Source organism: Azospirillum cavernae, from assembly GCF_003590795.1.
Taxonomy (GTDB): Bacteria; Pseudomonadota; Alphaproteobacteria; order Azospirillales; family Azospirillaceae; genus Azospirillum; species Azospirillum cavernae.
The window spans coordinates 664909-686465 of record NZ_QYUL01000003.1 but is presented as its reverse complement, the minus strand read 5'-3'; the positions used below and the strand labels follow the sequence as shown (position 1 = coordinate 686465).

Sequence of the window (21557 nt, the reverse complement as noted above, 5' to 3'; positions counted from 1 at the left end):
CGGCGCGAGGCGCGTCCCCCGGCGACGGGTTGGGTCAGTTCAGCATCTCGGCGGGCAGGCCGACGCCGTTGTATTTCTTGTAAATCGCGTCCAGCTTGCCGTTGCGCAAATTGGCGTGGACCCACTCATTGACCACCGCGCGCAGGGCGTCGTCGCCCTTGCGGATGCCGATGGCGTAGGGGTTGGTTTTGACCACCAGCTTGACCTCCAACGGGTCGTTCGGGCGGCGGGCGTTGACCGAGGCCATGGTCTGCGGCGAGGACGCCATGATGTTCACCTGCCCGGAAATCAGCGCGGTGATGAGGGTGGCGTCGTCGTCGTAACGCACCATCTCCGCCCCTTGCGCCTGGGCGGTGACTTCCTTGTCGTTGGTCGAGCCGCGCGTGGTGCCAAGGCGCTTGCCGACGACGTCCTTCAAATCCTTGATCGTCACGCTTTTCGGCGCGGCGATGACGATCTGGATCACGCCGTAGGGATCGGAAAAGTCGATGACCTTCTTGCGCTCTTCGCTGATGCTGAAGGACGCCATCACCAGATCGGTCTTGCCGGTCAGCAGGAAGGGCACGCGGTTCGGGCTGGTCACTTGCACGAGATCGAGCGTGTAGCCGAGATCGGCGGCCAGCAGCTTGGCGCTTTCCACGTCGGAGCCGGTCGGCTGCATCGACGCGTCGTTCATGCCGAAGGGCGGCGAGCCGAGATCAAGCGCGATGCGCAGCGTCTTGCTGGCCTTGATGGCGTCCAGGCTGTCGGCCAGCGCCGGAACGGCGGCGGCGGCGAGCAGGGCGAACCCGGCGGCGGCGACGAACATCCTGCGATTCATGGAATCCTCCTGTGTGGCGTTTGTTTGTTTTTGATGGGTCGCGCGGGCACGATGACACGCGCCAACGCGTGGAAATCCACCTATGGATCCGTCATCCCCGCGAAGGCGGGGATCCAGACGTATCCATAGGGTTCGCCCCGCAAACTCTGGATCCCCGCCTTCGCGGGGATGACGACGGACCCCTGTGTTTCTCCGTGTTCGCGTCAAAGCCCGTTGCCGATGAAGGCGCGCAATTCCGGCGTTTGCGGATCGTCGAGCATCGCGCCGGTTCCGGTTTCCCAGACGCGGCCCTGATGCATGTAAACGACTTTCGAGGCGACCTTGCGGGCGAAGGCCATTTCGTGGGTGACGAGGATCATGGTCATCCCCTCGCGCGCCAGCGTCTCCATGACCTTCAGCACCTCCCCCGTCAGTTGGGGGTCGAGGGCGGACGTCACCTCGTCGAACAGCATCAGCTTGGGCCGCATGGCCAGCGAGCGGGCAATGGCGACGCGCTGCTGCTGCCCGCCGGAGAGCTGTTCGGGATATTGGTCGGCCTTCGCCTCCAACCCGACGTGAGACAGCACCTCGCGCGCCAGATCGCGGGCCTCCCCCTTGGACAGCGCCTTCACGCAGGTCGGGGCCAGCATGATGTTCTGTTCGACCGTCAGATGCGGGAACAGGTTGTAGCTTTGAAAGACGATGCCGACGTCGCGGCGCAGCGCGCGGCGGTCGAGCGCCGGGTCGTGGATGGCGTGGCCGCAGACCTGGATCGTGCCCTGCTGGATGGTTTCCAGCGCGTTGATGCAGCGCAGCGCGGTGGATTTGCCCGAACCCGATTGGCCGATGATGGCGGCGACCTCGCCCACCCCGACGTCGAAGGACACGCCGTCCAGCACCTTCAGCGCGCCGAAGCTCTTGTGGACGTTGGACAGGCTGACGACGGGCGACAGGGGGGACGACAGGGTGGACGACATGGGAGAATTCTCCGATTGCGCGCGCGGGGCTTTAGCGACGGCTGACATTGAGTTTTCTCTCCAGGCTGCGGCTCCAGGTCGAGAGCGGGAAACAGAGGGCGAAGTAGAACAGGGCGACGGTGACGAAGATCGTGAACGGCTCGAAGATCGAGTTGTTGATGAGCTTGCCCGCCTGCGACAGCTCGACGAAGCCGACGACCGAGGCCAGCGAGGTGTTCTTGACGATCTGCACCAGGAACCCGACGGTGGGCGCCGTGGCCATGCGCAGCGCCTGCGGCAGGATCACCCGCGTCATCCGCTGCCAGCGGGTCAGGGCCAGACATTCGGCGGCCTCCCACTGGGTTTTCGGCACCGATTGGATGCAGCCCCGCCAGATCTCGGCGAGAAAGCCGGAGGAATAGACGGTCAAGCCGGCCCCAGCGGCGAGGATGGCGGGAACCCCGCTGAAGCCGGCGACGGCGACGCCGAAATAGATCAGGAACAGCAGGATCAGCAGGGGCGTTCCCTGCACAATCTGGATGTAGACGATGGCGGCGGCGCGCACCGCCAAACTGCCCGACACGCGGGCCAGCGCCACGGCGAAGCCCAGCAGCCCGCCGCCGACAAAGGCGATCAGCGACAGCCCGACCGTCCACAACGCCGCCCAGGCGAGAAACTCGACATGGATAAGACCAAAGCTTTGCATGGCGGTTCCCCTTACAGCGCGGTGCCGAGTTTGCGCCGACGCGCGAAGACGCCCATGCCGAACAGCCAGAAGGCGACGCGCACGACAAAGGACAGCAGCAGGTACAAAAGCCCGACGACGATGTAGGTTTCAAAGCTGCGGAAGGTGTCGGACTGAACCCGGTTGGCGACCGCCGTCAGCTCCTCCGCCGAAATCTGCGAGGTGATGGAGGAGGCCAGCATCAGCAACACATATTGGCTGGTCAGCGCCGGATAGACCCGCTCCACGGCGGGGCGCAGGATGACGTGCCAATAGGTTTGCGCCCGGCTCAAGCCCAGACAATCGGCGGCTTCCAACTGCGCCTTGTGCACCGATTCCAGACCGGCGCGCACAATCTCGCTGGTGTAGGCGCCGACATTGACCACCAGGGCCGCCACCGCCGCCATGTTGGCGCTGACATGCACGCCCAGCGTGGCGATGCCGAAATAAACCAGGAAGATCTGAACCAGCAGCGGCGTGTTGCGGATGATTTCGACATAGGCGGCGACCGCCCATTTGACGGCGGGCGGCCCATCGGCCCGACCAATGGCGCACAACGTGCCGACGACGAAGCCAAGCACGGTGGCGACCGCCGACAATTGCAGCGTCAGCCACATCCCCATGGCGAATTCCGGCCAATAGGGCAGCAGCGCGGCGAAATCAAACTGGTAACTCACAGCGGAATCCTCAGCGGATCCCCAGCGCGGACGCGACAATTCTCGCGCGGTGACGCGGCTTGCATGGCCCTCCCCCTCTCCTGTTTGGCGGCGGGCGTTTGGCCCGCGCGATCCGCCTTTCCGGCGGCCTTGAAGAAACGATAGGGGGACGGATTGTTTTGGTCAAGCCAATTTGCCAATTTTCTTAAATTGGCTTGACCAAGGCGAAAACCATGAGAATTTCAGGGATTTTTCGTCGGAACGCAGGTTTCTTGCGCGGTCATTCTCTTTTTGGTAAGGCCAATCAGCGCGAAACGCGCGCCAACCTGTCAGTCCACATGGAACAGCTCATCCATCATCGCCCAATGTTCGCCCGGCGCGCGGCTGGACAGGGGGACTTGGCAGGGGCTGCAAAAGCTCCACCAGCGTTGGGTTTCCGGGTCGGCGGCGATGGCGGCCATGTCGGCATCAAAATCCTCCCCGTTATACTCCCAGCAGCCGAACAGCAGATTTTCCGGCTCGCGCAGGAAGATCGTGTAGTTGCGGATGTTGGATTGGGCGATGCGGGCCAGAACCTGCGGCCAGACGGCGGCGTGCAGGCGACGGTACTCGTCGATCTTGTCCGGCGCGATGCCGATCACCATGCCCATGCGCTGCATTCGCGTCTCCCTCACTCAAAGCCATAAAAACGGCGGGCGTTGTCGCCGAACACCGCCGGGTGCGCGCTGGGCGGAATCAGCGCCCGGCACAGAGACAGCCAACCCTCATAGTCCCCGGCGAGCCGCAGCACCGGCCAATCGCTGCCCCAGATCAAACGATCCGGTCCGAACAGGGTGAACAGCGTCTCCACATAGGGGCGGATGTCGTCGAGGCCCGTGCGCGCACCGGCCTCCGTCAACAAGCCCGACAGCTTGCAGCACAGGTTGGGCCGGTCGGCCAACGCGGCCATGTCGGCGGTCCAATCGGGCGAACCGCCTTGCGCGATCTCCGGCTTGGCCCCATGGTCGATGACGATGGGCAGGTCGGGAAAACGCCGGGCGAAGCGCAGCAGGGCGGGCAGATGGCGCGGCAAGACCAGCGCGTCGAAACGCAGCCCCGCCGCCTGCATCGCGGCGATGGCCGGATCCAGCGCCGGATCGTCCAGCCATTCCGGCTCCAAATCCTGAAGCATCGGGCGCAGGCCCTTGAGCGCCGGGTGGGCCGCCAGCGCCGCGATCTGCGACGGCGCGTCCGCGCCCTTCAAATCGACCCAGCCGACGACGCCCCGGACAAAGCCATGGCGGTCGGCCAGATCCAGCAGGAAACGGGTGTCGTCCACCGACGGCAGCGACTGCACCAGAATGGTGCCATCAACGCCGCTTTCAGCCAGCAACGGCGACAGGTCGGGCGGCAGGAAATCGCGGTGGATCGCCGCCAATTCGGGCGGCGGCCATTGCCCGGCGCGAACGTCCATCCGCCAGAAATGTTGATGCGCGTCGATCACCATGGCTCAGGCTCCCGCCGGAACCGGCGCGGCTTCGTCGATCAGGCCGCGCGTTTTCAACGCCTGCCAGAAATCCGCCGGGATGGGGCTGCGGAACCACGCGATGTTGGTTTCCAACTGGGCGCGGGTGCGCGCGCCGGTGACGCAGCTCGCCACCGCCGGATGGGCCAGCGGGAATTGCAGGGCGGCGGCGGGCAGTTCGACGTTGAAATCACGGCAGGCGGCGGCCAGCGCCTCGACCCGCGCGATCATGTCGGGCGGGGCGTCGGCGTAGTTGAACTTGCCGTTGCCGACGAGAATCCCGGAATTGAACACCCCGGCGGCGACGATGGCGTGCCCCGCCGCGACGCAGCTTTCGAGGAAAGGCGACAGGCTGGCTTGCTCCAACAGGGTGTAGCGCCCGGCCAGCATGGTGCAATCCAGGTCGATTTCCTGCATCGCGTCCCGCACGACCTCCCACTCGTTCACCCCCAGCCCAATGGCCGACACCCGACCGTCACGCCGCAACTCGTCGAGCGCGCGGAAGCCGCCGCCGTCGGTTAATTGCCGCCAATAATGATCGTGGCGTTCGCCATGGGTGACGCGGCCAATGTCATGGACATAGAGGATGTCGATGCGGGCCAGCCCCAGCCGCTGCAAGGAATCCTCGACCGACCGCAGAATCCCGTCCTGCGAATAATCATAAACCTGATGGAAGGGCAGCGGATCGGCCCAGCCGTTGGCGTCCACCCCCGACACCCGCGCGCCGTCGGCGTTCGGGCGGATCAAGCGCCCGACCTTGGTGCTGAGCACGAACTCGTCGCGCGGGCAGTCGCACAGCGCCGCGCCCAACCGGCGTTCCGACCGGCCATAGCCGTAATAGGGGGCGGTGTCGAAAGAGCGGATCCCGTTTTCCCAGGCGCAGGCCACGGCATCCTCGGATTCCGCCGGGGCGCTGGCCCGGTAAAGCCCGCCCATCTGGGCGCAGCCCAGCCCAAGAACCGGAATCGCCAGACCGGAGCGCGGAAGGGACCGCCGTTCGTCAAGGGATGTCATGTCGCTGTCGCCATGGTTGGGAAAGACAGGGGTAGGCAAAAAGACGGGCGCGCGTCACGAGGGAGAGGGATGGACGCGCGCCCGGTTCAGGATGGATGGAGACGGAAACGGGCGATCAGTACAGAACGTTCTTGGCTTCCGGCTGCTCGATGTTGGCCTTGTTGACCAGCACCACGCCGGTGTCGAGGAACTTCGGAATTTTCTCGCCGCCCAGCAGCTTCGTGATGCTCTGCACGCCGAGATAGCCCATCTGGTAGGAACCCTGAACGGCGATGGCCTCCAGCGTGCCGTCCTTGACGAAGCCTTGCAGATCCTGGTTGCCGTCAAAGCCGACGGCGACGACGCGGCCCGCCTTGCCCGCCTGGGTCAGGGCGCGGCCCATGCCGATGGCGGTCGGCTCGTTGGCGCCGAAAACGCCCTTCAGATCCGGGTTGGCGGCCAGCATGTCGGTGGTCTGGTTCAGCGCCGTCGCCATCTGCGACTGCGAATAGAAGGGGCCGACGATCTTAAGCTGGGAATTCGCCTTGATGTATTTGGTGAAGCCGCCAACCCGACCGATCTCCGACCCCGCCCCGGCGACGTAGGACATGACGGCGATCTTGCCGGTGGTCCCGACCTTGTCGATCAACGCCTTGGCGCACAGCTCGCCCGCCTTCTCGTTGTCGGTGGCCAGGAAGGATTGGTAATATTGCTTGCCGCTGTCGGAGATTTGCGAGTCGATCAACACCACCGGGATCTTCGCTTCCCACGCCTTCTTCAGCGCCGGAACCAGCGCGTCGGGGTCGGACGGGGCCAGCACGATGCCCGCGACTTTGCGGTTGACCGCGTTTTCCACCATGTTCACCTGATCGGCGATGGCGGATTCCGAAGCGGGACCCTGAAAGGTCATGCTGTAGCCGCTGGCTTCCTTCTGCGCGGCGGTCGCGCCCTTCTGCACATTCTGCCAGAAGGTCGAATTCACGGTCTTCACCACCACGGCGATTTCCTTGTCGGCGGCCAACGCCGATCCGGCGGCCAGAGCCAGAACGGAAACCAGACAGGCCGAGACGATCTTGCGCATGTTTCACTCCCAAAGATTTTTGATGGTTGTTCGGTGACTGAAGGCGGTGATGGTAAGGCGGCGATGGAGAACCGGCGGGTCAGCGGCGGTTGCGGATCTGGTCGATCCACACCGTCAGCAGAATGACCAGCCCGATGATGATCTGCTGGGTGAAGGCCGAAACGCCGTTCATGTTCAACCCGTTGCGCAGAATGCCGATGACGAAGGCGCCAATCGCCGTGCCGGAGATGGTGCCGACCCCGCCAATCAGCGAGGTGCCGCCGATGACCGCGCTGGCGATGGCGTCCAACTCGTACATCACCCCCTCGTTCGGTTGGGCGGTGACGAGGCGGGACATCAGCACGCAGCCGGTCAGACCGGCCAGACTGCCCGACAGGATGTAGGTGACAAGGGTGACGCGGGCGACGTTGACGCCCGACAGCCGCGCCGCTTCGGCGTTGGAGCCGACGGCGTAGATGTGACGGCCCAGCGTGGTGCGGCTGAGCATCACCGCGACGGCGATGGCGGCGACCACCATCAAAATGACCGGGTAGGGGATGCCGGGAAACACCACGTTGGGGAACCCGTCGTCGCCGATGGTGACGACGCGGAACAGCGCGCCGTTGCCCAACTCGCCAAAGGACTCGCCCAGGCCCGACACGGCGCGCGCCCCGGTGATCTGCAAGGCGACGCCGCGCGCCACCAGCATCATGCCCAGCGTGGCGATGAAGGGCGGCAGCTTCAGCCGGGTGACGCACAAGCCGTTCAGCAGGCCGCAAAAGGCCCCGACCAGGATGCCCAGCCCCATGCCCAGCGGCACCGGAACCCCGGCCTTAACCGCCAGCGCCGCCACCACCCCGGCCAGCGCCAGCACGGAGCCGACCGACAGATCAATCCCGCCGGTGATGATGACGCAGGTGGCGCCAATGCCCAGATAGGCGATGGACGTGACCTGAAGCGCGATGGTCATGCCGTTGTTGACGCTGAGAAAGGCGTCGCTGGTCATCGCGAACACGGCGACCAGCAGCATCAGGCTGGCCAGCGCCGCGAATTTCTGGATCAGGTCTTTTTTCTTGTCGTTCATCATGCGGGCCTTTGGCTCACCCGGCTCGCGCGCCGATGGGGGGGCTGAGTTGGTGGTGGTGCTGATGTCGCTCATGGCGTTGCGGCTCCCGGCGCGGTCGGGCGGCTGTGGCCCGAGGCGTGATGCATGATCTCTTCCTGGCTGGTGTCGCGCGTGTTCAAAACCGCCGTCAGACAGCCTTCGTGGAACACGGCGACGCGGTCGGTCAGGCCCAAGATCTCCGGCAATTCGGAGCTGATGAGGACGACGCCGATGCCTTGCGCGGCCAGCCGGTCCAGCAGTTGGTAGATGGCGAATTTCGCGCCGACGTCGATGCCGCGCGTCGGCTCGTCAAAGAACAGGATGCGCGATTGCCGGAGCAGCCATTTGCCAATGACGATCTTTTGCTGGTTGCCACCCGACAGCAGTTTCGCCACCTGATGGGGCGACGGGGTGCGGATCGACAGCAGATCGATGTAGGTTTTGGCGGCCTTGGCCTCCGCCTCGAAATCAATGAAACCGAAGCGGTTCGACATCGCGTCCATGGTGGCGAGCGTCAGATTCTGCACCACCGACATTTTGATCGCCAGCCCGTGGCTTTTGCGGTCTTCCGACAGATAGGCGAGGCCATGGTCGATGGCGTCGCGCGGGCTGCGCACGGTGATGTCGCGGTCGCCCAACCGGATGCGCCCGGAATCCAGCGGATCGGCCCCGAAAATGGCGCGCGCCACCTCGGTGCGCCCGGCCCCCATCAACCCGGCAAAGCCCAAAATCTCGCCGCGCCGCAGCTCGAACCCGACGTCGTGGAAGACGCCCCGGCGGGTCAGGCCGCTGACCGACAGCAAAACCTCGTCGGTCGGAACCGAGGTGCGTTCGGGAAACTTCTCTTCCAGCGAGCGGCCCACCATGCGGGCGACGATGTCGTCCACGCTGGTCGCCGCGAAATCATGGGTGGAGACGTAACGCCCGTCGCGCAGCACCGTCACCCGGTCGACAATCGCCGCCATCTCGTCCAGCCGGTGGGAGATGTAGACGATGCCCACCCCCTCCCGCTTCAGCTCGTGGATCACCTGGAACAGCAGCGCCGTTTCGGATTCGGTCAGGGACGAGGTCGGCTCGTCCATGATGACGATTTCGGCGTTCAGCGACAGCGCCTTGGCGATTTCCACCATCTGGCATTGGGCGACCGACAGGCTTTTCACCAGCGCGTCGGGCCGGATGTCCACCCCCAGCCGGTCCAGACAGGCCTGCGCGTCGCGCCGCAGCGTCGCGCGGTCGATGAACCAGCCGCGTTTGGGTTCGCGCGCCAGATAGATGTTTTCGGCCACCGACAGATGCGGGATCAGGTTCAGTTCCTGATGGATGATGGCGATGCCCGCCCGTTCGGCGTCGAGCGAATTGGCGAAGCGGCGCGCCTCACCTTTGTAGGCGATGCCGCCGCCGTCGGGCTGATACTGGCCGCTAATGATCTTCATCAGGGTCGATTTGCCCGCGCCATTTTCCCCGCACACCGCGTGAACCTCGCCGCGCCGCAGGTCGAAACAGACCTCGTCAAGCGCGCGCACGCCGGGGAAATGTTTGCTGACGTTGGTCAGCCGCAACACTTCGGCGCCGATGGCGGCGCTCTGAAATTCGGGCGTGGCCCGGCTGACGGTGGACGGCGTCATGCTTCCTCCCAATCTGCGCCAAGCCATTGAGCTTGCGCGCGGTCCCACTCTGTTCGGTGGTTTGGGGCCGCCCGGAAAACAGCGCGGTCGGCCCTGGCGAAAACGATAGGAGCACGGATTGTTTTGGTCAAGCCAATTTACCAAAATTTCTAAATTGGCTTGACCATGTAGTGAAAGATACGATTTCTGGCATCACTTCGGCATGAAACGCCAATGGCGCGCTTGTTGATCACCAAATCAACCTATATGGTAAGGCCAATTCACCGGGAGCCGCGCGCATGTCCAATCTGGTCAAACCCATCGAAACGCGCCGCCTGTACCAGCAGGTGGCCGACCAGATCCGCGCGCTGATCGCCAGCAACGCCATCACTCCGGGAACCCGCCTGCCGCCCGAACGCGATCTGGCCCAGCAATTGGGCGTCTCACGCCCATCCCTGCGCGAGGCGTTGATCGCGCTGGAGATCGACGGCAGCGTCGAGATTCGCATGGGGTCGGGCGTCTATGTCTGCCCGCCCGCCGAACGGCCCGCCCCGACGACCACCGCCGCGCTGGGCGAAAGCCCGTCGGAGCTGATGCAGGCCCGCGCGGTGATCGAAGGGTCGGCGGTGGTGCTGGCTTGCGCCCGCGTCACCGCCGAGGGGCTGGCCCGTCTGCGCGACACGCTGACCCGCATGCGGGCGGAGATGGAGCAGGGCGGCCACCCGGTGGAACAGGACAAGCAGTTCCATTTGACGCTCGCGGCGCTCAGCGGCAACAGCGTGCTGGTGCGGCTGGTGGGGGAGTTGTTCGACGAACGCCACAGCCCGATTTCCTCCCAACTGCGCGAGCGGTTCGACAGCAGCCAAACCTGGCAAGCGGCGCTGGACGAGCATGAGGCGATCCTTCAGGCGCTGGACGCCGCCGATCCGCTGGCCGCGCAAACGGCGATGCGCCAGCACCTGAAGGCCTCGACCGACCGCTGGATCAGCAGCTGACGCAGATCTGGCGCTGCTGGCCCAAGCCCTGGATGCCCAACTCCATCCGGTCGCCCACCTTCAAATAAACCGGCGGCTTCTGGCCCAGCCCGACGCCGGGCGGCGTGCCGGTGGAAATGATGTCGCCGGGGCGCAGGCTCATGAAACGCGACAGGTAGGACACGACGAAGGCGACGCCATAGACCATCGTCCGGGTCGAACCGTTCTGATAGCGGTGGCCGTTGACCTCCAACCACATGTCAAGCGCCTGCGGGTCCGCCACCTCGTCCTTCGTCACCAGCCAGGGGCCGACCGGGCCGAAGCTGTCGCAGCTTTTGCCCTTGGTCCACTGGCCCTGATGCTCAAGCTGAAAGGCGCGTTCCGACAGATCGTTGATGACGCAGTAACCGGCGACATGGTCCAGCGCGTCGGCTTCGGAGACGTATTTCGCCGTCTTACCGATGACGACGCCGAGTTCGACCTCCCAATCGGTCTTGACCGAGCCGCGCGGGATTTCAACCGGATCGTTCGGCCCCTGAATGGCGCTGGTCGCCTTCATGAAGATCACCGGCTCCGTCGGCACGGTCGCGCCGGTTTCCGCCGCGTGGTCGGAGTAATTCAGGCCGATGCAGATGAATTTCCCGGTCCCGGTCACGCAAGGCCCCAGCCGAACCGCCGGATCGACGATGGGCAGGCTGTCCAACGGCAGCGCGGCCAGCGCGGCCAACCCGTCGGGCGACAGCGTCGCGCCCGCGATGTCGGCGACATGGGCCGACAGGTCGCGGATGCGGCCCTCGCTGTCCAGAACGCCCGGCTTCTCGGCCCCCGGTTGGCCATAACGCAACAGTTTCATCGTAAGCTTCCCGTTCGCAAAATCAGGTGTTCGACCAGCCGCCATCCATGGCGATGGCTTGCCCGGTCATGAAGGCGGATTCATCGGCGGCCAGGAACACGGCCAGCGCCGCGACCTCTTCCGCCGTGCCCAGTCGGCCCATCGGCTGGCGGGCGATGAAGGCGGCGCGCGCCGTGTCGTAATCGCCCAGCGCCCGCATGCGGTCGTGCAGCGACGGGCTGTCCACCGTGCCGGGGCAAATGGCGTTCACGCGGACGCCGCGCGTCACGTAATCGGCGGCGACCGATTTGGTCAGGCCAACCACGGCGGCCTTGGTCGTCCCATAGATGAAGCGGTTCGGCGCCCCGATGATCGAGGAGGCGACCGAGGCCATGTTGATGATCGACCCGCCCCCCGCCTCCAGCATGCCGGGCAGGAAGGCGCGGATCATCCGGTACATCGACCGGACGTTCAGCGTCACCGACTGGTCGAAGGCGTCTTCGTCGCAGTCCAGAATCGTTCCGGCGTGGACATAGCCCGCGCAGTTGAACAGCACCGACGGGGCGGGCGTCGCGGCGGCGAAGGCGGCGATGGCCGCCGGGTCGCACACGTCGAGCCGCTGCGGCGTGACGCCCGGCACGTCGGCCAGTTCGGCCAGCAGCGCGTCGTTGATGTCGGTGGCGATGACCCGCGCGCCTTCGGCGGCGAAGGCCAGGGCGGCGGCCCGGCCCATGCCCTGGGCGGCGGCGGTGACGATGGCGGTCTTGCCGTGCAGTCTGGCGGCCATGGCTGGCGCTCCCCTCCCCTTGCGCGGCCCGATGGTCCGGGCCGCTTCCGGTGATCCGCGTCACGGATCGTTGGGTCCTGCATACACAACATTGCTTTACCTGTAAATCGTCATTTCATAGTGACGACGCACTTTCAGTCGAGGGACAGCGTGTCGGAGATGCGGCGCGCCGCCTCGCCCAACGCCGCCAAAAGCTCTTCCGGCTCCTTCGGATTCTGCCGGGTGCGCAGATAGGGGCAGGTCAGGGCGGCGACCGCGCCGCCTTCATGGCTTTCCAGGATGGGATGGGACAGATCGACCACCGCCTCGGAAATGCCGCTGGGGCGGCGGACATGCCCGGCGGCGCGCACGCCGTCCAGGGTTTGGGTCAGCGCGTCCAGATCAATCCACGGATCCTCGCGGCGCAGATCCTCATAGACGCGATGGCGGCGGCGGGCGCTCATGAAAGCCAACAGGCAATGGCCCGATCCGGTCAGCACCAGCGGCTGGCGGTAGCCGATGCGCACGGTGAAGCCGATGTGGCTGGTGCTTTCCACCCGCGCGATCACCGCGATCTGGGTTCCCGACTGCACCGCCAGATGACAGGCGTAGCCGGTGCTTTCGGCAAAGGCGTTCATCGTCGGCAGGGCGATTTCCACCAGCGAGCGGTTGACCGGGCGGTTCATCCCCAGCCGGAACAGCCGGTCGGTGACGCGGAAACGGTCGTCACCCTCGGTACGCTCGATGTAGCCGCGTTCGGCCAGCACCGAGACCATGCGGAAAATCTCGCCCTTGGTCCGCCCCACCCCCTCGCCGATCTGTTGCAGCGATTGCGGATCGCGGCGTTCGGACAGGAACTCCAGTATGTCGAGGCCCTTTTCCAGGGCCGGGGCGGAGTAGCGCCGCTCCTTGTCGCCGGATTCAGGGTTGGCGGACTCAGAGGCGTCGGTGGGGTCGATGTCGGACTCGCTCACGCGGGAACCCTCATGATGTCTTGACGCGCCATTTCATATATGATTATCCATTTCACAGAGAAAACGCTCCATCAAAAATCACGGGGAGGCGACATGCCCGACGAGATCCGCATCACCGGCCACCGCAGCTACGATATTCGCTTTCCCACCTCCTCGCAAAAGGATGGATCGGACGCGATGAACGCCGATCCCGACTATTCCGCCGCCTACGTCGTGTTGGAGACGTCGGGCGGCCTGGAAGGCCATGGCCTGACCTTCACCATCGGGCGCGGCAACGATCTGTGCCGGGCCGCCATTGATCTGCTGATGCCGCGCCTGATCGGGCTGAGCCTGTCGGACATCACCGCCGACATGGGCGCCTTCTGGCGGCACATCACCGGCGATTCGCATCTGCGCTGGGTCGGGCCGGACAAGGGCGTGATGCATCTGGCGACCGGCGCGGTGGTCAACGCCGTCTGGGATCTGTGGGCCAAACAAGCGGGCAAGCCGGTCTGGCGATTGGTCGCCGACATGACGCCGGAGGAGATCCTCCGCCTGATCGACTTCCGTTATCTGACCAACGCTCTGACCCCGGCGGAGGCGCTGGCCATCCTGACCCGCGCCAAGGCGGGCGAGCCGGAACGCCGGGCGCGGCTGTTGGCGGAGGGTTATCCCAGCTACACCACGTCGGCCGGATGGTTGGGCTACGACGACGACAAGGTGCGCCGTCTGTGCCGCGAAGGCGTGGCGGCGGGCTGGAGCCATTTCAAGCTGAAGGTCGGGCGCGACCGCAACGACGACATCCGCCGCTGCCGCGTGGTGCGCGAGGAAATCGGCCCGGATCGCGTGCTGATGATCGACGCCAACCAGATTTGGGAGGTGGACGAGGCCATCGGCTGGGTCCGCGATCTCGCCGACTTCAACCCCTGGTTCATCGAAGAGCCGACCTCCCCCGACGACATTCTGGGCCATCGGGCGATCCGCGAGGGCGTCGCCCCGATCAAGGTCGCCACCGGCGAAATGTGCCAGAACCGCATCATGTTCAAGCAGTTCCTGCAAGCCGACGCCATCGACGTGGTGCAAATCGACGCCGCCCGCGTCGGCGGGCTGAACGAAAATCTGGCGATCATGCTGATGGCGGCGAAATTCGACAAACCCGTCTGCCCGCACGCGGGCGGCGTCGGGCTGTGCGAGTATGTGCAACACCTGTCGATGATCGATTATCTGTGCATATCCGGCAGTTGGGACGGTCGGGTCGCCGAATTCGTCGATCATCTGCACGAGCATTTCGAAGACCCGTGCGTGGTCGAACAGGGCCGTTACCGCGCGCCCACCGCGCCGGGTTTCTCCATCACCATGAAACCGCCCTCCATCGCGGCGCATCTCTTCGCCGGGTGACGACGAGACCCGCGACGGGCGCGGCGGTCAAAAGCTGTTGCGCTCGTGGTAGGTTTGCAGGAACTGCGTCAGACGCGGTTCGGGGCTTTCGTGGAAGACCTGACGCGGCGGGCCGAAGGCGGCGATGCGGCCACGGTCGAGGAAGGCCACGCGGTCGGCCACGTTGGCGGCGAAGCCCATTTCGTGCGTCACCACCACCATGGTCATGCCCTCGGCGGCCAGATCGCGCATGACCTGCAACACTTCGCCGACCAATTCGGGATCAAGGGCGGAGGTCGGCTCGTCGAACAGCATCAGATGCGGTTCCATGGCGATGACGCGGGCGATGGCGACGCGCTGTTGCTGCCCGCCGGACAGGCGCGACGGGTAGCTGTCGGCCTTGTCGGCCAGCCCGACGCGGGCCAGCATCAGGCGCGCGCGCTCGGCGGCGGCGATCTTGTCGAGACCGCGCACCTGGACCAGCGCCTCGGCGACGTTTTCCAGCGCCGTCATGTGGGGCCACAGATTGAACTGTTGGAACACCATGCCGACGTTGCGGCGCAGGCCGCGCAGTTCGGCGTTCGACAGGCGGCGGCGCGGCGTCGTTTCGCTGTAGCCGACCAGTTGGCCTTCGATGCGGATTTCGCCGCGATCATAGACCTCCAGGAAATTGATGCAGCGCAGCAGCGTGCTTTTGCCCGACCCGCTGGGGCCGATCAGGCAGACGACCTCCGACTTGTTCACCGTCAAGTCGATGTCGCGGAGCACCTCGTTGCTGCCATAGGCCTTGCTGACGCCGCGAATCGTCACCATCGGGGCGGTGTCATCGGCGGCGGCGACGCGCTGGACGGAGGCGGTTGGGGTATCGGTCACGGCCATCGTCAGGCCCTCGCGTTCGACGGGTGGGACAGGAAGCGGGTCATGCGCGTTTCCAAACGGCGGCCCAGGCGTGACACCGCCTCGACCAGCAGCCAATAAAACAGCGCCATGCCCAGAATGGTTTCAAAACTGGCGAAGGTCTCCGCCGCCATCGTCTGCATCTCGTACATCAATTCCGGCACGGTGATGATCGACAGCACGACGGTTTCCTTGGTCAAGATCGCCATCATGTTGACCAGCGCCGGGATGGTGGACACCAGCATGCCGGGCAGGATCACCCGGCGCAGAATGCCGCCATAGGGCATGCCAAGGCTGAGCGCAGCCTCCACCTGCCCCTTCGGCACCGCCTGATAGCCCGCGCGGAAAATCTCGGCGAAATAGGCGCTGCCATAGACGCCCAGCCCAAGGATCCCGGCGGTCGTCGCCTCCAGCCGCAGGCCGATGGCCGGGCCGCCGCTGTAGAGCAGGAACAGTTGGATGAGGAAGGGGGTGCCCCGGATCACCTCGATGTAGGCGCGGATGATCCAGCGCAGCGGTTTGACCTCGATCCGCCGCAGCAGCATCAGAACGAAGCCCAGCGCCAACCCGATGGCGCAGCCCGCCGCCCAGCACAAAATCGTGACGCCAAAGCCGCGCAGCAGCGCCGGGCCGTATTGAACAAGCAGGTTGGAGTCCATGGATCGGTTCCCTCACCCCTGCTGAAGGCGGCGTTCGACCAGCGTGCCGAACAGGGCCAGCGCGCTGTTGATCGCCAGATAGATGACGCCCGCCGCCAGATAGATTTCCAGCGGGCGGAAATTGCTGGCCGAAATGGTCTGGCTGGTCCGCGTCAACTCCGCCACACCGACGACGGAGATCAGCGAGGACGCCTTCAACAGCAAAATCAACTCGTTGACCAACGCCGGAACCGAAAAGCGGAAGGCCTGCGGCAGCAAAATGCGGGTCCAGATGGTCGCGCTGGAAAAGCCCAGCGCCAGCGCCGCTTCCGATTGGCCATGCGGCACGGCGTTCAGCGAGCCGCGATAAATCTCCGACACATAAGCGCCCGACGCGAGGCTGAGCGCGCTGATGGCGGCGACCAGCGGCGGCACGTCGATTCCGATCAACGGCAGCATGTAATAGATCAACAAAAGCTGGATCAGCAGCGGCACGCCGCGAAAGAAGCTGACATAGACGCCGCCCGCCATGTCCAGGCCCCGGTTGCCGGATTGCCGCGCCACGCAGACGAGCACGCCGATCACCTGCCCCAGCAGGACGCCGAGCAGCGAGATCCAAATGGTCGTGACCGCCGCCCCCAACAGATGGGGGAGCGCGTCAACGATGACGCTGAACTTCATCGGCACACCTTCGGATTCTCAAAACCGCAAGCTTGCGTCGGCCCGCAAGCCTGGGAAAGCCCCGTCCCCCGCATGGGGAGACGGGGCTTTCGTTCCTGAAACGGTCGTCAGGACACCAATCAGAATTGCGGTTCGGGAACAACCGTCGGCAGGTCGGCGGAGACGCCGAACCACTTCTTCTGAATCGCCGCCATGCGGCCATCCTTCTGGATCTTGACCAGCGCGACGTTGACCGCCTCGATCAGGCTCTTGTCGTCGTCGCCGGGACGGCCAACCCACGAGAAGAAGGACGGCTTGCCGAACGGCGGCAGGACGACGGTGAAGGTCTCCTTGCGCTGGGCGGCGGCGAAGGCGAGGTTCGGCAGCGAGTTGACCGACACGTCCACCCGACCGGCGGCCAGATCGGCGTAGGACTGGTTGCTGTCCACATACTCTTTCACCGTCGGGGCCGGGGTCAGAGTCTGGGCGAATTCCTTGACCTGGGCCAACTGCGAGGTGCCCTTGCCGCCGCCGACATTCTTGCCCGCGATGTCTTCGGGCTTGTTGATCGAGTTGTCGCCGGTGCGCTTCATCATCGCCGCCGTCGCTTCGGAAATCGGCACGGTGAAGGAATAGCGCTTCATCCGCTCCTTCGTGATGGTGACGGGGGCGATGACCAGATCGAACTTCTTGGCTTCCAGGCCGGGCAGGACGCTGGTCCAGGGCAGATCGATGTATTTCGGCTTGACGCCCAGTTCCTTGGCGACTTCGTCGATCAGGTCGCGGTCAACGCCCTTGTACTCGTTGTTTTCCAGGAAATCGAAGGGCGGGAACTGCATTTCGGTGGCGACGTTGATCGTTCCGGATTTTTTGACGTCGGCCAGCGTGTCGGCCATGGCGCCGGCGGCGCCGCCCAGCGCCAGAACCGCCGCGCCCAGCAGGGCGGCGCGCAGGGTTTGGCCGAAACGGCCGGTCGTGTTCGTCGAGACGCGCATCGCAAAAGACTCCATAATCGTTGAACCCCCTGTTGAATGACCGGCGATGGTTGACGGGTCGCCGGTCTTTTGTGTTTACAAATTAAGCTCCGTCGCGCTGTCGGTGATCGACGAGCCGCTCAGGCTGAAACGCTCGCCGACGGACAGGAAATGAACCAGCGTGATGCTGCGGTTCAGATGAACGGTTTGGCGGCGGATCGACAGGCAGGCCGTTCCCGGCTCCACCCCCAACAGCGCCGCGATGTCGGCGGCAGCGTTGACCGCCTTGACGGTGTGTTCGGCGGACGACCACGGCACCTGATTGACCAGCCAGCGGCTGGGGGCGACGCTGTCGAACGGCTCGTCGGCCACCTCCGGCACGGCGTCGAGATTGACCAGGCGCCGCTCGAACTGGATCGGCGCGCCGTCGCTCAGATGCAGGCATTCCAGGGAGAGCAGCGGGGTTCCGTCCGGCACGTCGGGCCAGCGGATCGCCTCGCCGTTGCGCAAGGTTTTGCGGTCGAGGATGCGGAATTCATAAACGCCGCCGCTGCGGGCGATGACGTCGCCGATGTCCTCGATGGGCAACGCGAAACGGTCGTTCCGCACGCTGGCGACAAAGGTTCCAGCCCGGCGGCGGCGGACGAGGAAGCCCTCGCGCGCCAGAAGCGCGATGGCCTTGTGCACCGTCTGGCGCGACACGCCGTACAGGGAGGAAAGCTGTTCTTCGTTGGGCAACCGTTCCCCGGCCTGCCAGCGCCCGCGCAGGATTTGCCCGGCGACCGCGCGTTTGATCTGACCGAACAACGGCCCCTTCCCGTCAAGGCTGGGATCCGCGCCGCTCGCGCGCTCGGTCAGGCTCTGTCGCGCCGCACCCTGCACCCCGCCCTCCGCATCGTCGCTCAGCGTTGCGACGATAATGTATGTACATAATCAGCCGGTCAATCGGGAAAATCGGCGGCGGCGGGCGCGCCTCCTCCCAAACGCCCGACTCTTCCATCTTGCGGATTTTATGGAAAATTTATAATTTACAGATCATTGCTCGCTGGAGTGTCCGTCATGCCGCACCATTCCCTAACCTTCTCCGCCTCCTATCGCGCCACCGACATGAACAAGGCGGGGGGGCAGATTCTTGACATGGCGGCGGCGAAAGGGGCCGTGGCGATCAACCGCCGTGGGCAGGAGTTCGTCTTGATGCTGGCGTCGGACCTGACCAAGATGCTGAACGACGCGCGCGAGGATCGCCCCCAGACCCTGGACGATCTGCTGCGTGATTACGACCGTGAAAAGATCGGTCGCCTAACGGCGGGCTTCCTGAACGACGCCCCGACCGGCAAGGAGATTCTGTGACATGCCCCGTCGCGGCGATGATTTCACGGGCGGCGGCTATGTCCCGGGGCGCGGCGACGTCGTGCATCTGAACTGGACGCCGTCGGTTGGGCATGAGCAGACCGGCCCTCATTACGGGTTGGTCCTGTCGCAAGACGCCTACAATCTCGGCACCGGGCTGGTCATGGTGTCGCCGATCACCTCAAAAATTGGCAAACTCAGCGGTTTCGAGTTGCCGATCCAGGTCGGGCGCGTCAATGGCGCGGTGATCCTCTCTGAAATCCGCACGCTTGATTATCAAGCGCGCCGTGTCGAATACGAAGATCGCGCCTCCCCCGATCTGGTCGCGGAGGCCATCCGGCGCGTCCGGCTGGTTCTCTGACCCGCCGACCGCGCTCAAGACATGAAAAAACTCCCCGCCGCCGGACCACGCGGATCCGACGGCGGGGAGCAAGGGCCACGCGCCCATCGCGCCGTGGAGGACTCGTGAGATCAAACGGGCGCGGCGTCAGGCCACGCCGCGCAGCGGCTCCAGCGCCAACAGCCGTTCGGTCAGTTCGGCGGTGCAGGCGACCACCGCATTGCCTTGGCGCAAGCCGTCGTCAGCCAGAAAATCATTGGTCCAGCCGCCCGCCTCGCGGACCAGCAGCAAACCGGCCAGCGCGTCCCAGGCGTTGATGTGCAGCTCGACATAACCGTCGCTGACGCCAAGCGCGACGTTGGCCAGCCCCATCGCGCCGGACCCGCAGCGGCGGAACTCGATGTTGTCCGCGATCATCCGGGTGATGAGATCCAGGCTGTGCGCCAGCGGACGACGCGCCGACCAGCCCATCTCAACCACCGCCCCGCCGCCATGGCGCAAGCCGCTGGTGCGGATCGCCCGCCCGTTCATCGTCGCCCCCGCGCCGCGCCGGGCGACAAAAAGCTGGTCGAGGTCGGGGGCGTAGATCACGCCAAGCTCGACCACGCCGCGCTGAACCAGCGCCAGCGAGACGCACCAGTTGTTGGAGCCATGGATGTAGTTGGTGGTGCCGTCGATGGGATCGACCACCCACACCAGATCCGCCGGTTCGCCCCCGGCCTCCTCCCCGATCACCGGATCGCCGAAGGCGTCGGCGAGGCGCTGGCGAACCAGGGTTTCGACGGCCAGATCGGCGGCGGTGCAGAAATCAATGCTGCTTTTGCTTTCAATCGCCCCCAACCCCTGGCGCATGGAACGGGCGAGCGCGCCCGCCTCCACGGCGAGGTCGATGGCGAGGCGGCGGCGGCTGTCAAAATCGGTCATGGCGTGCAAGCTCCGTCGGCGCCGCCCCACAGGGTCGGCCCGGTCGTCTCAAAAGTGTGAAAAAACAGGGGCCAGGGAAGGGGGGTCAGGGAAGGTCGAGCGCGCGGGCGAGGCTGGTCGCCTTGGCGTCGCGCTCGCCCAGCGGATCCAGGCCGAAGCGCTGCTCAATCAGCCGCAGGATCGACACCGTTTCATAGGGCGTGTGATCGACCACGCCCTTGCGGGCGAAGGGGGAGACGATCAAGGCGGGAATGCGCGACCCCGGCCCCCAGCGGTCGCCCTTGGGCGGCACCACATGGTCCCAGAAGCCGCCATTTTCGTCCGACGTGACGATCACCACCATCTTCTTCCATTGCGGGCTTTTCTCCAGCAAGCCAATCAGGTCGGCGACGTGGCGGTCACCGTCGGCCACCGACGCCTTGCCCGGATGCTGGTTGTATTTGCCGGTCGGCTTGTAAAAGGCCACCGGCGGCAGCGCGCCGTCGAGGATGGCGGTTTCAAAATCAGCGAGATCCTTCAAATGGCGGGACCGCTCCTCGGCGCTGTCGACGAAGCGCTTGAAATAGGTGAAGGGGTGATGGTGGAAGGAAAAGCCGTCGGGGCTTTGCTTGGCCACCATCCCGGCCACCGCTTGATCGAAATCGCCCGCGTAATAGGTCCACCCAACCCCCTTGTCGGTCAGCCGGTCGCCAATGGTCGGCAGAATCTGGACCGGCAGCAAGGTCTGCTCCAGGCTCGTGTCGTGCAGCCACGCCCCTTGGATGGTGTTGACGGCGTAGCCGTCGGCGGTGACGGTCGGCTCCCCGCCCTTGGCGTCCTTGCCGGTCCCGGCGACTTCGCGCAGCGCGTCGGGCGGGTTGGGGAACACCGGGGTGCAGGCGCAAACCAGCCACATGTGATTGAGGAACGACCCGCCGAAGGCCGACTGGAAAAAATGATCGGCCAGCGTGTAGCGCTTGGCGATGTCCCACAGCGCCATCGACGAGCCGTCGAAATAGCCCATCGGCAGGCCGCCGGTGGTCCCCTCGGACACGAAACGGTCGTTGCGCCCGCCATTGATCTGGCGCTGGTGGGTGAAAAAGGCGTGGATCGGGCTGGCGACGCGGTCGGTCAGACCAACCGCCGGATCCAGGCGGAACGGCCCGTTGGCGGTGACGTGGGCCAACCGGGCGTCCGGCTTCTTCTTACCGTCCAGCGGCGGCGGCAGCGTGGCGAAGGGCTTGCCGTCGCGGTCCAGTTGGATGGTTCCGGCCTGGGTCCGCTGGGCGGATTCCAGCCCCTCGGCCCCCGGAAACAGCCCGTACAGCGTGTCGAAGCTGCGGTTTTCCAGATAGATGACGACGATGGTGTCGATGACCGACAGCTTGGGATCCGCCGGTTCCGCCCGCGCGGCTCCGGCCAGAAAACTTCCCGTCAAGGTCAAGGTCGCGGCCAAAGCGGCGGCGGCCAAACAATGCGTGGCGCCCATGGC

The 21557-nt window shown here is 65.3% G+C and carries 24 protein-coding genes; 4 read left to right on the top strand and 20 right to left on the bottom strand.

All coding sequences use genetic code 11. The features are described 5' to 3' along the window. Window positions 1-34: 34 nt before the first annotated feature. The 10 genes from D3877_RS22835 to D3877_RS22790 all read right to left on the bottom strand — a co-directional run bounded on the left by D3877_RS22835 (window position 35) and on the right by D3877_RS22790 (window position 9422). Window positions 35-820 carry a transporter substrate-binding domain-containing protein gene (locus D3877_RS22835; protein ID WP_119833047.1) on the bottom strand — a complete coding sequence of 262 codons (786 nt, stop codon included), beginning with the start codon at window positions 818-820 and terminating at the stop codon, window positions 35-37. A 203-nt stretch (window positions 821-1023) separates the two neighbouring features. Next, the gene (locus D3877_RS22830; protein WP_199720899.1) at window positions 1024-1776 is read right to left on the bottom strand and encodes an amino acid ABC transporter ATP-binding protein; all 753 of its coding nucleotides are present in this window, start codon (window positions 1774-1776) and stop codon (window positions 1024-1026) included. A gap of 31 nt (window positions 1777-1807) precedes the next feature. Beyond that, entirely contained in the window at window positions 1808-2461 is a 654-nt protein-coding gene (locus D3877_RS22825) for an amino acid ABC transporter permease (protein WP_119833046.1), read from the bottom strand. Window positions 2462-2472: 11 nt separating this feature from the next. Next, on the bottom strand, window positions 2473-3156 hold the full coding sequence (locus tag D3877_RS22820) for an amino acid ABC transporter permease (RefSeq protein WP_119833045.1): 684 nt from the start codon (window positions 3154-3156) through the stop codon (window positions 2473-2475). Between the two features lie 308 nt (window positions 3157-3464). After that, window positions 3465-3794, bottom strand: coding sequence for an L-rhamnose mutarotase (locus D3877_RS22815; RefSeq protein WP_119833044.1), 330 nt, complete (start codon window positions 3792-3794; stop codon window positions 3465-3467). A gap of 11 nt (window positions 3795-3805) precedes the next feature. Next, window positions 3806-4621 (bottom strand): amidohydrolase family protein, encoded by an 816-nt coding sequence (locus tag D3877_RS22810; RefSeq protein ID WP_119833043.1) that lies wholly within the window; start codon window positions 4619-4621, stop codon window positions 3806-3808. A gap of 3 nt (window positions 4622-4624) precedes the next feature. Continuing rightward, window positions 4625-5653, bottom strand: coding sequence for an aldo/keto reductase (locus D3877_RS22805; protein ID WP_119833042.1), 1029 nt, complete (start codon window positions 5651-5653; stop codon window positions 4625-4627). 115 nt (window positions 5654-5768) lie between these two features. Beyond that, window positions 5769-6713, bottom strand: a complete 945-nt coding sequence (locus tag D3877_RS22800; protein ID WP_119833041.1) for an ABC transporter substrate-binding protein — start codon at window positions 6711-6713, stop codon at window positions 5769-5771. A gap of 79 nt (window positions 6714-6792) precedes the next feature. Continuing rightward, window positions 6793-7851 carry an ABC transporter permease gene (locus D3877_RS22795; RefSeq protein ID WP_199720898.1) on the bottom strand — a complete coding sequence of 353 codons (1059 nt, stop codon included), beginning with the start codon at window positions 7849-7851 and terminating at the stop codon, window positions 6793-6795. Continuing rightward, window positions 7848-9422 (bottom strand): sugar ABC transporter ATP-binding protein, encoded by a 1575-nt coding sequence (locus tag D3877_RS22790; protein WP_119833040.1) that lies wholly within the window; start codon window positions 9420-9422, stop codon window positions 7848-7850. The genes D3877_RS22795 and D3877_RS22790 overlap by 4 nt, the downstream gene beginning before the upstream one ends. A gap of 278 nt (window positions 9423-9700) precedes the next feature. Here D3877_RS22790 and D3877_RS22785 point away from each other — a divergent pair, with 278 nt between their 5' ends. Next, window positions 9701-10396: a FadR/GntR family transcriptional regulator gene (locus D3877_RS22785; protein ID WP_119833039.1), complete on the top strand. Its 696-nt coding sequence runs from the start codon at window positions 9701-9703 to the stop codon at window positions 10394-10396. Here the strand turns inward: D3877_RS22785 and D3877_RS22780 are convergent. The 3 genes from D3877_RS22780 to D3877_RS22770 form a co-directional block, all read right to left on the bottom strand. Further along, window positions 10386-11228 (bottom strand): fumarylacetoacetate hydrolase family protein, encoded by an 843-nt coding sequence (locus D3877_RS22780; RefSeq protein ID WP_119833038.1) that lies wholly within the window; start codon window positions 11226-11228, stop codon window positions 10386-10388. The two genes, D3877_RS22785 and D3877_RS22780, sit on opposite strands and share 11 nt — an antisense overlap. Before the next feature lie 22 nt (window positions 11229-11250). Then, a complete protein-coding gene (locus D3877_RS22775) occupies window positions 11251-11994 on the bottom strand; it encodes an SDR family oxidoreductase (RefSeq protein WP_119833037.1) in 744 nt (247 codons plus the stop codon). Between the two features lie 134 nt (window positions 11995-12128). After that, window positions 12129-12947: an IclR family transcriptional regulator gene (locus tag D3877_RS22770; RefSeq protein WP_119833036.1), complete on the bottom strand. Its 819-nt coding sequence runs from the start codon at window positions 12945-12947 to the stop codon at window positions 12129-12131. Between the two features lie 93 nt (window positions 12948-13040). Between D3877_RS22770 and D3877_RS22765 the strand changes: the two genes are divergently transcribed. Continuing rightward, complete coding sequence (locus D3877_RS22765; protein ID WP_119833035.1) at window positions 13041-14324, top strand: L-fuconate dehydratase; 1284 nt, start codon at window positions 13041-13043, stop codon at window positions 14322-14324. 27 nt (window positions 14325-14351) lie between these two features. Here the strand turns inward: D3877_RS22765 and D3877_RS22760 are convergent, their stop codons facing one another. From D3877_RS22760 to D3877_RS22740, 5 genes are all read right to left on the bottom strand, one after another. Continuing rightward, window positions 14352-15182, bottom strand: a complete 831-nt coding sequence (locus tag D3877_RS22760; protein ID WP_119833034.1) for an amino acid ABC transporter ATP-binding protein — start codon at window positions 15180-15182, stop codon at window positions 14352-14354. Between the two features lie 2 nt (window positions 15183-15184). Next, the gene (locus tag D3877_RS22755; protein WP_119833033.1) at window positions 15185-15859 is read right to left on the bottom strand and encodes an amino acid ABC transporter permease; all 675 of its coding nucleotides are present in this window, start codon (window positions 15857-15859) and stop codon (window positions 15185-15187) included. 12 nt (window positions 15860-15871) lie between these two features. Then, window positions 15872-16519 carry an amino acid ABC transporter permease gene (locus D3877_RS22750; protein ID WP_119833032.1) on the bottom strand — a complete coding sequence of 216 codons (648 nt, stop codon included), beginning with the start codon at window positions 16517-16519 and terminating at the stop codon, window positions 15872-15874. A 119-nt stretch (window positions 16520-16638) separates the two neighbouring features. After that, a complete protein-coding gene (locus tag D3877_RS22745; protein ID WP_119833031.1) occupies window positions 16639-17493 on the bottom strand; it encodes a transporter substrate-binding domain-containing protein in 855 nt (284 codons plus the stop codon). Between the two features lie 75 nt (window positions 17494-17568). Further along, a complete protein-coding gene (locus D3877_RS22740; RefSeq protein ID WP_238475033.1) occupies window positions 17569-18279 on the bottom strand; it encodes a UTRA domain-containing protein in 711 nt (236 codons plus the stop codon). A gap of 252 nt (window positions 18280-18531) precedes the next feature. Between D3877_RS22740 and D3877_RS22735 the strand changes: the two genes are divergently transcribed. Both D3877_RS22735 and D3877_RS22730 read left to right on the top strand, forming a co-directional pair. Continuing rightward, complete coding sequence (locus D3877_RS22735) at window positions 18532-18822, top strand: hypothetical protein (RefSeq protein ID WP_147395258.1); 291 nt, start codon at window positions 18532-18534, stop codon at window positions 18820-18822. A gap of 1 nt (window position 18823) precedes the next feature. Next, a complete protein-coding gene (locus D3877_RS22730; RefSeq protein ID WP_119833028.1) occupies window positions 18824-19183 on the top strand; it encodes a type II toxin-antitoxin system PemK/MazF family toxin in 360 nt (119 codons plus the stop codon). Between the two features lie 126 nt (window positions 19184-19309). Here the strand turns inward: D3877_RS22730 and D3877_RS22725 are convergent, their stop codons facing one another. Beyond that, window positions 19310-20086, bottom strand: a complete 777-nt coding sequence (locus tag D3877_RS22725; RefSeq protein ID WP_119833027.1) for an inositol monophosphatase family protein — start codon at window positions 20084-20086, stop codon at window positions 19310-19312. Between the two features lie 85 nt (window positions 20087-20171). Next, window positions 20172-21554 (bottom strand): alkaline phosphatase family protein, encoded by a 1383-nt coding sequence (locus tag D3877_RS22720; protein WP_119833026.1) that lies wholly within the window; start codon window positions 21552-21554, stop codon window positions 20172-20174. Between the last annotated feature and the right edge of the window lie 3 nt (window positions 21555-21557).

What these genes read in the sequence shown, in the direction of transcription:
- D3877_RS22835 (WP_119833047.1), bottom strand. Translation starts at nt 820, where the DNA reads ATGAATCGCAGGATGTTCGTCGCCGCCGCCGGGTTCGCCCTGCTCGCC.
- D3877_RS22830 (WP_199720899.1), bottom strand. Translation starts at nt 1,776, where the DNA reads ATGTCGTCCACCCTGTCGTCCCCCCTGTCGCCCGTCGTCAGCCTGTCC.
- D3877_RS22825 (WP_119833046.1), bottom strand. Translation starts at nt 2,461, where the DNA reads ATGCAAAGCTTTGGTCTTATCCATGTCGAGTTTCTCGCCTGGGCGGCG.
- D3877_RS22815 (WP_119833044.1), bottom strand. Translation starts at nt 3,794, where the DNA reads ATGCAGCGCATGGGCATGGTGATCGGCATCGCGCCGGACAAGATCGAC.
- D3877_RS22810 (WP_119833043.1), bottom strand. Translation starts at nt 4,621, where the DNA reads ATGGTGATCGACGCGCATCAACATTTCTGGCGGATGGACGTTCGCGCC.
- D3877_RS22805 (WP_119833042.1), bottom strand. Translation starts at nt 5,653, where the DNA reads ATGACATCCCTTGACGAACGGCGGTCCCTTCCGCGCTCCGGTCTGGCG.
- D3877_RS22800 (WP_119833041.1), bottom strand. Translation starts at nt 6,713, where the DNA reads ATGCGCAAGATCGTCTCGGCCTGTCTGGTTTCCGTTCTGGCTCTGGCC.
- D3877_RS22795 (WP_199720898.1), bottom strand. Translation starts at nt 7,851, where the DNA reads ATGAGCGACATCAGCACCACCACCAACTCAGCCCCCCCATCGGCGCGC.
- D3877_RS22790 (WP_119833040.1), bottom strand. Translation starts at nt 9,422, where the DNA reads ATGACGCCGTCCACCGTCAGCCGGGCCACGCCCGAATTTCAGAGCGCC.
- D3877_RS22785 (WP_119833039.1), top strand. Translation starts at nt 9,701, where the DNA reads ATGTCCAATCTGGTCAAACCCATCGAAACGCGCCGCCTGTACCAGCAG.
- D3877_RS22780 (WP_119833038.1), bottom strand. Translation starts at nt 11,228, where the DNA reads ATGAAACTGTTGCGTTATGGCCAACCGGGGGCCGAGAAGCCGGGCGTT.
- D3877_RS22775 (WP_119833037.1), bottom strand. Translation starts at nt 11,994, where the DNA reads ATGGCCGCCAGACTGCACGGCAAGACCGCCATCGTCACCGCCGCCGCC.
- D3877_RS22765 (WP_119833035.1), top strand. Translation starts at nt 13,041, where the DNA reads ATGCCCGACGAGATCCGCATCACCGGCCACCGCAGCTACGATATTCGC.
- D3877_RS22760 (WP_119833034.1), bottom strand. Translation starts at nt 15,182, where the DNA reads ATGGCCGTGACCGATACCCCAACCGCCTCCGTCCAGCGCGTCGCCGCC.
- D3877_RS22755 (WP_119833033.1), bottom strand. Translation starts at nt 15,859, where the DNA reads ATGGACTCCAACCTGCTTGTTCAATACGGCCCGGCGCTGCTGCGCGGC.
- D3877_RS22750 (WP_119833032.1), bottom strand. Translation starts at nt 16,519, where the DNA reads ATGAAGTTCAGCGTCATCGTTGACGCGCTCCCCCATCTGTTGGGGGCG.
- D3877_RS22745 (WP_119833031.1), bottom strand. Translation starts at nt 17,493, where the DNA reads ATGCGCGTCTCGACGAACACGACCGGCCGTTTCGGCCAAACCCTGCGC.
- D3877_RS22735 (WP_147395258.1), top strand. Translation starts at nt 18,532, where the DNA reads ATGCCGCACCATTCCCTAACCTTCTCCGCCTCCTATCGCGCCACCGAC.
- D3877_RS22730 (WP_119833028.1), top strand. Translation starts at nt 18,824, where the DNA reads ATGCCCCGTCGCGGCGATGATTTCACGGGCGGCGGCTATGTCCCGGGG.
- D3877_RS22725 (WP_119833027.1), bottom strand. Translation starts at nt 20,086, where the DNA reads ATGACCGATTTTGACAGCCGCCGCCGCCTCGCCATCGACCTCGCCGTG.
- D3877_RS22720 (WP_119833026.1), bottom strand. Translation starts at nt 21,554, where the DNA reads ATGGGCGCCACGCATTGTTTGGCCGCCGCCGCTTTGGCCGCGACCTTG.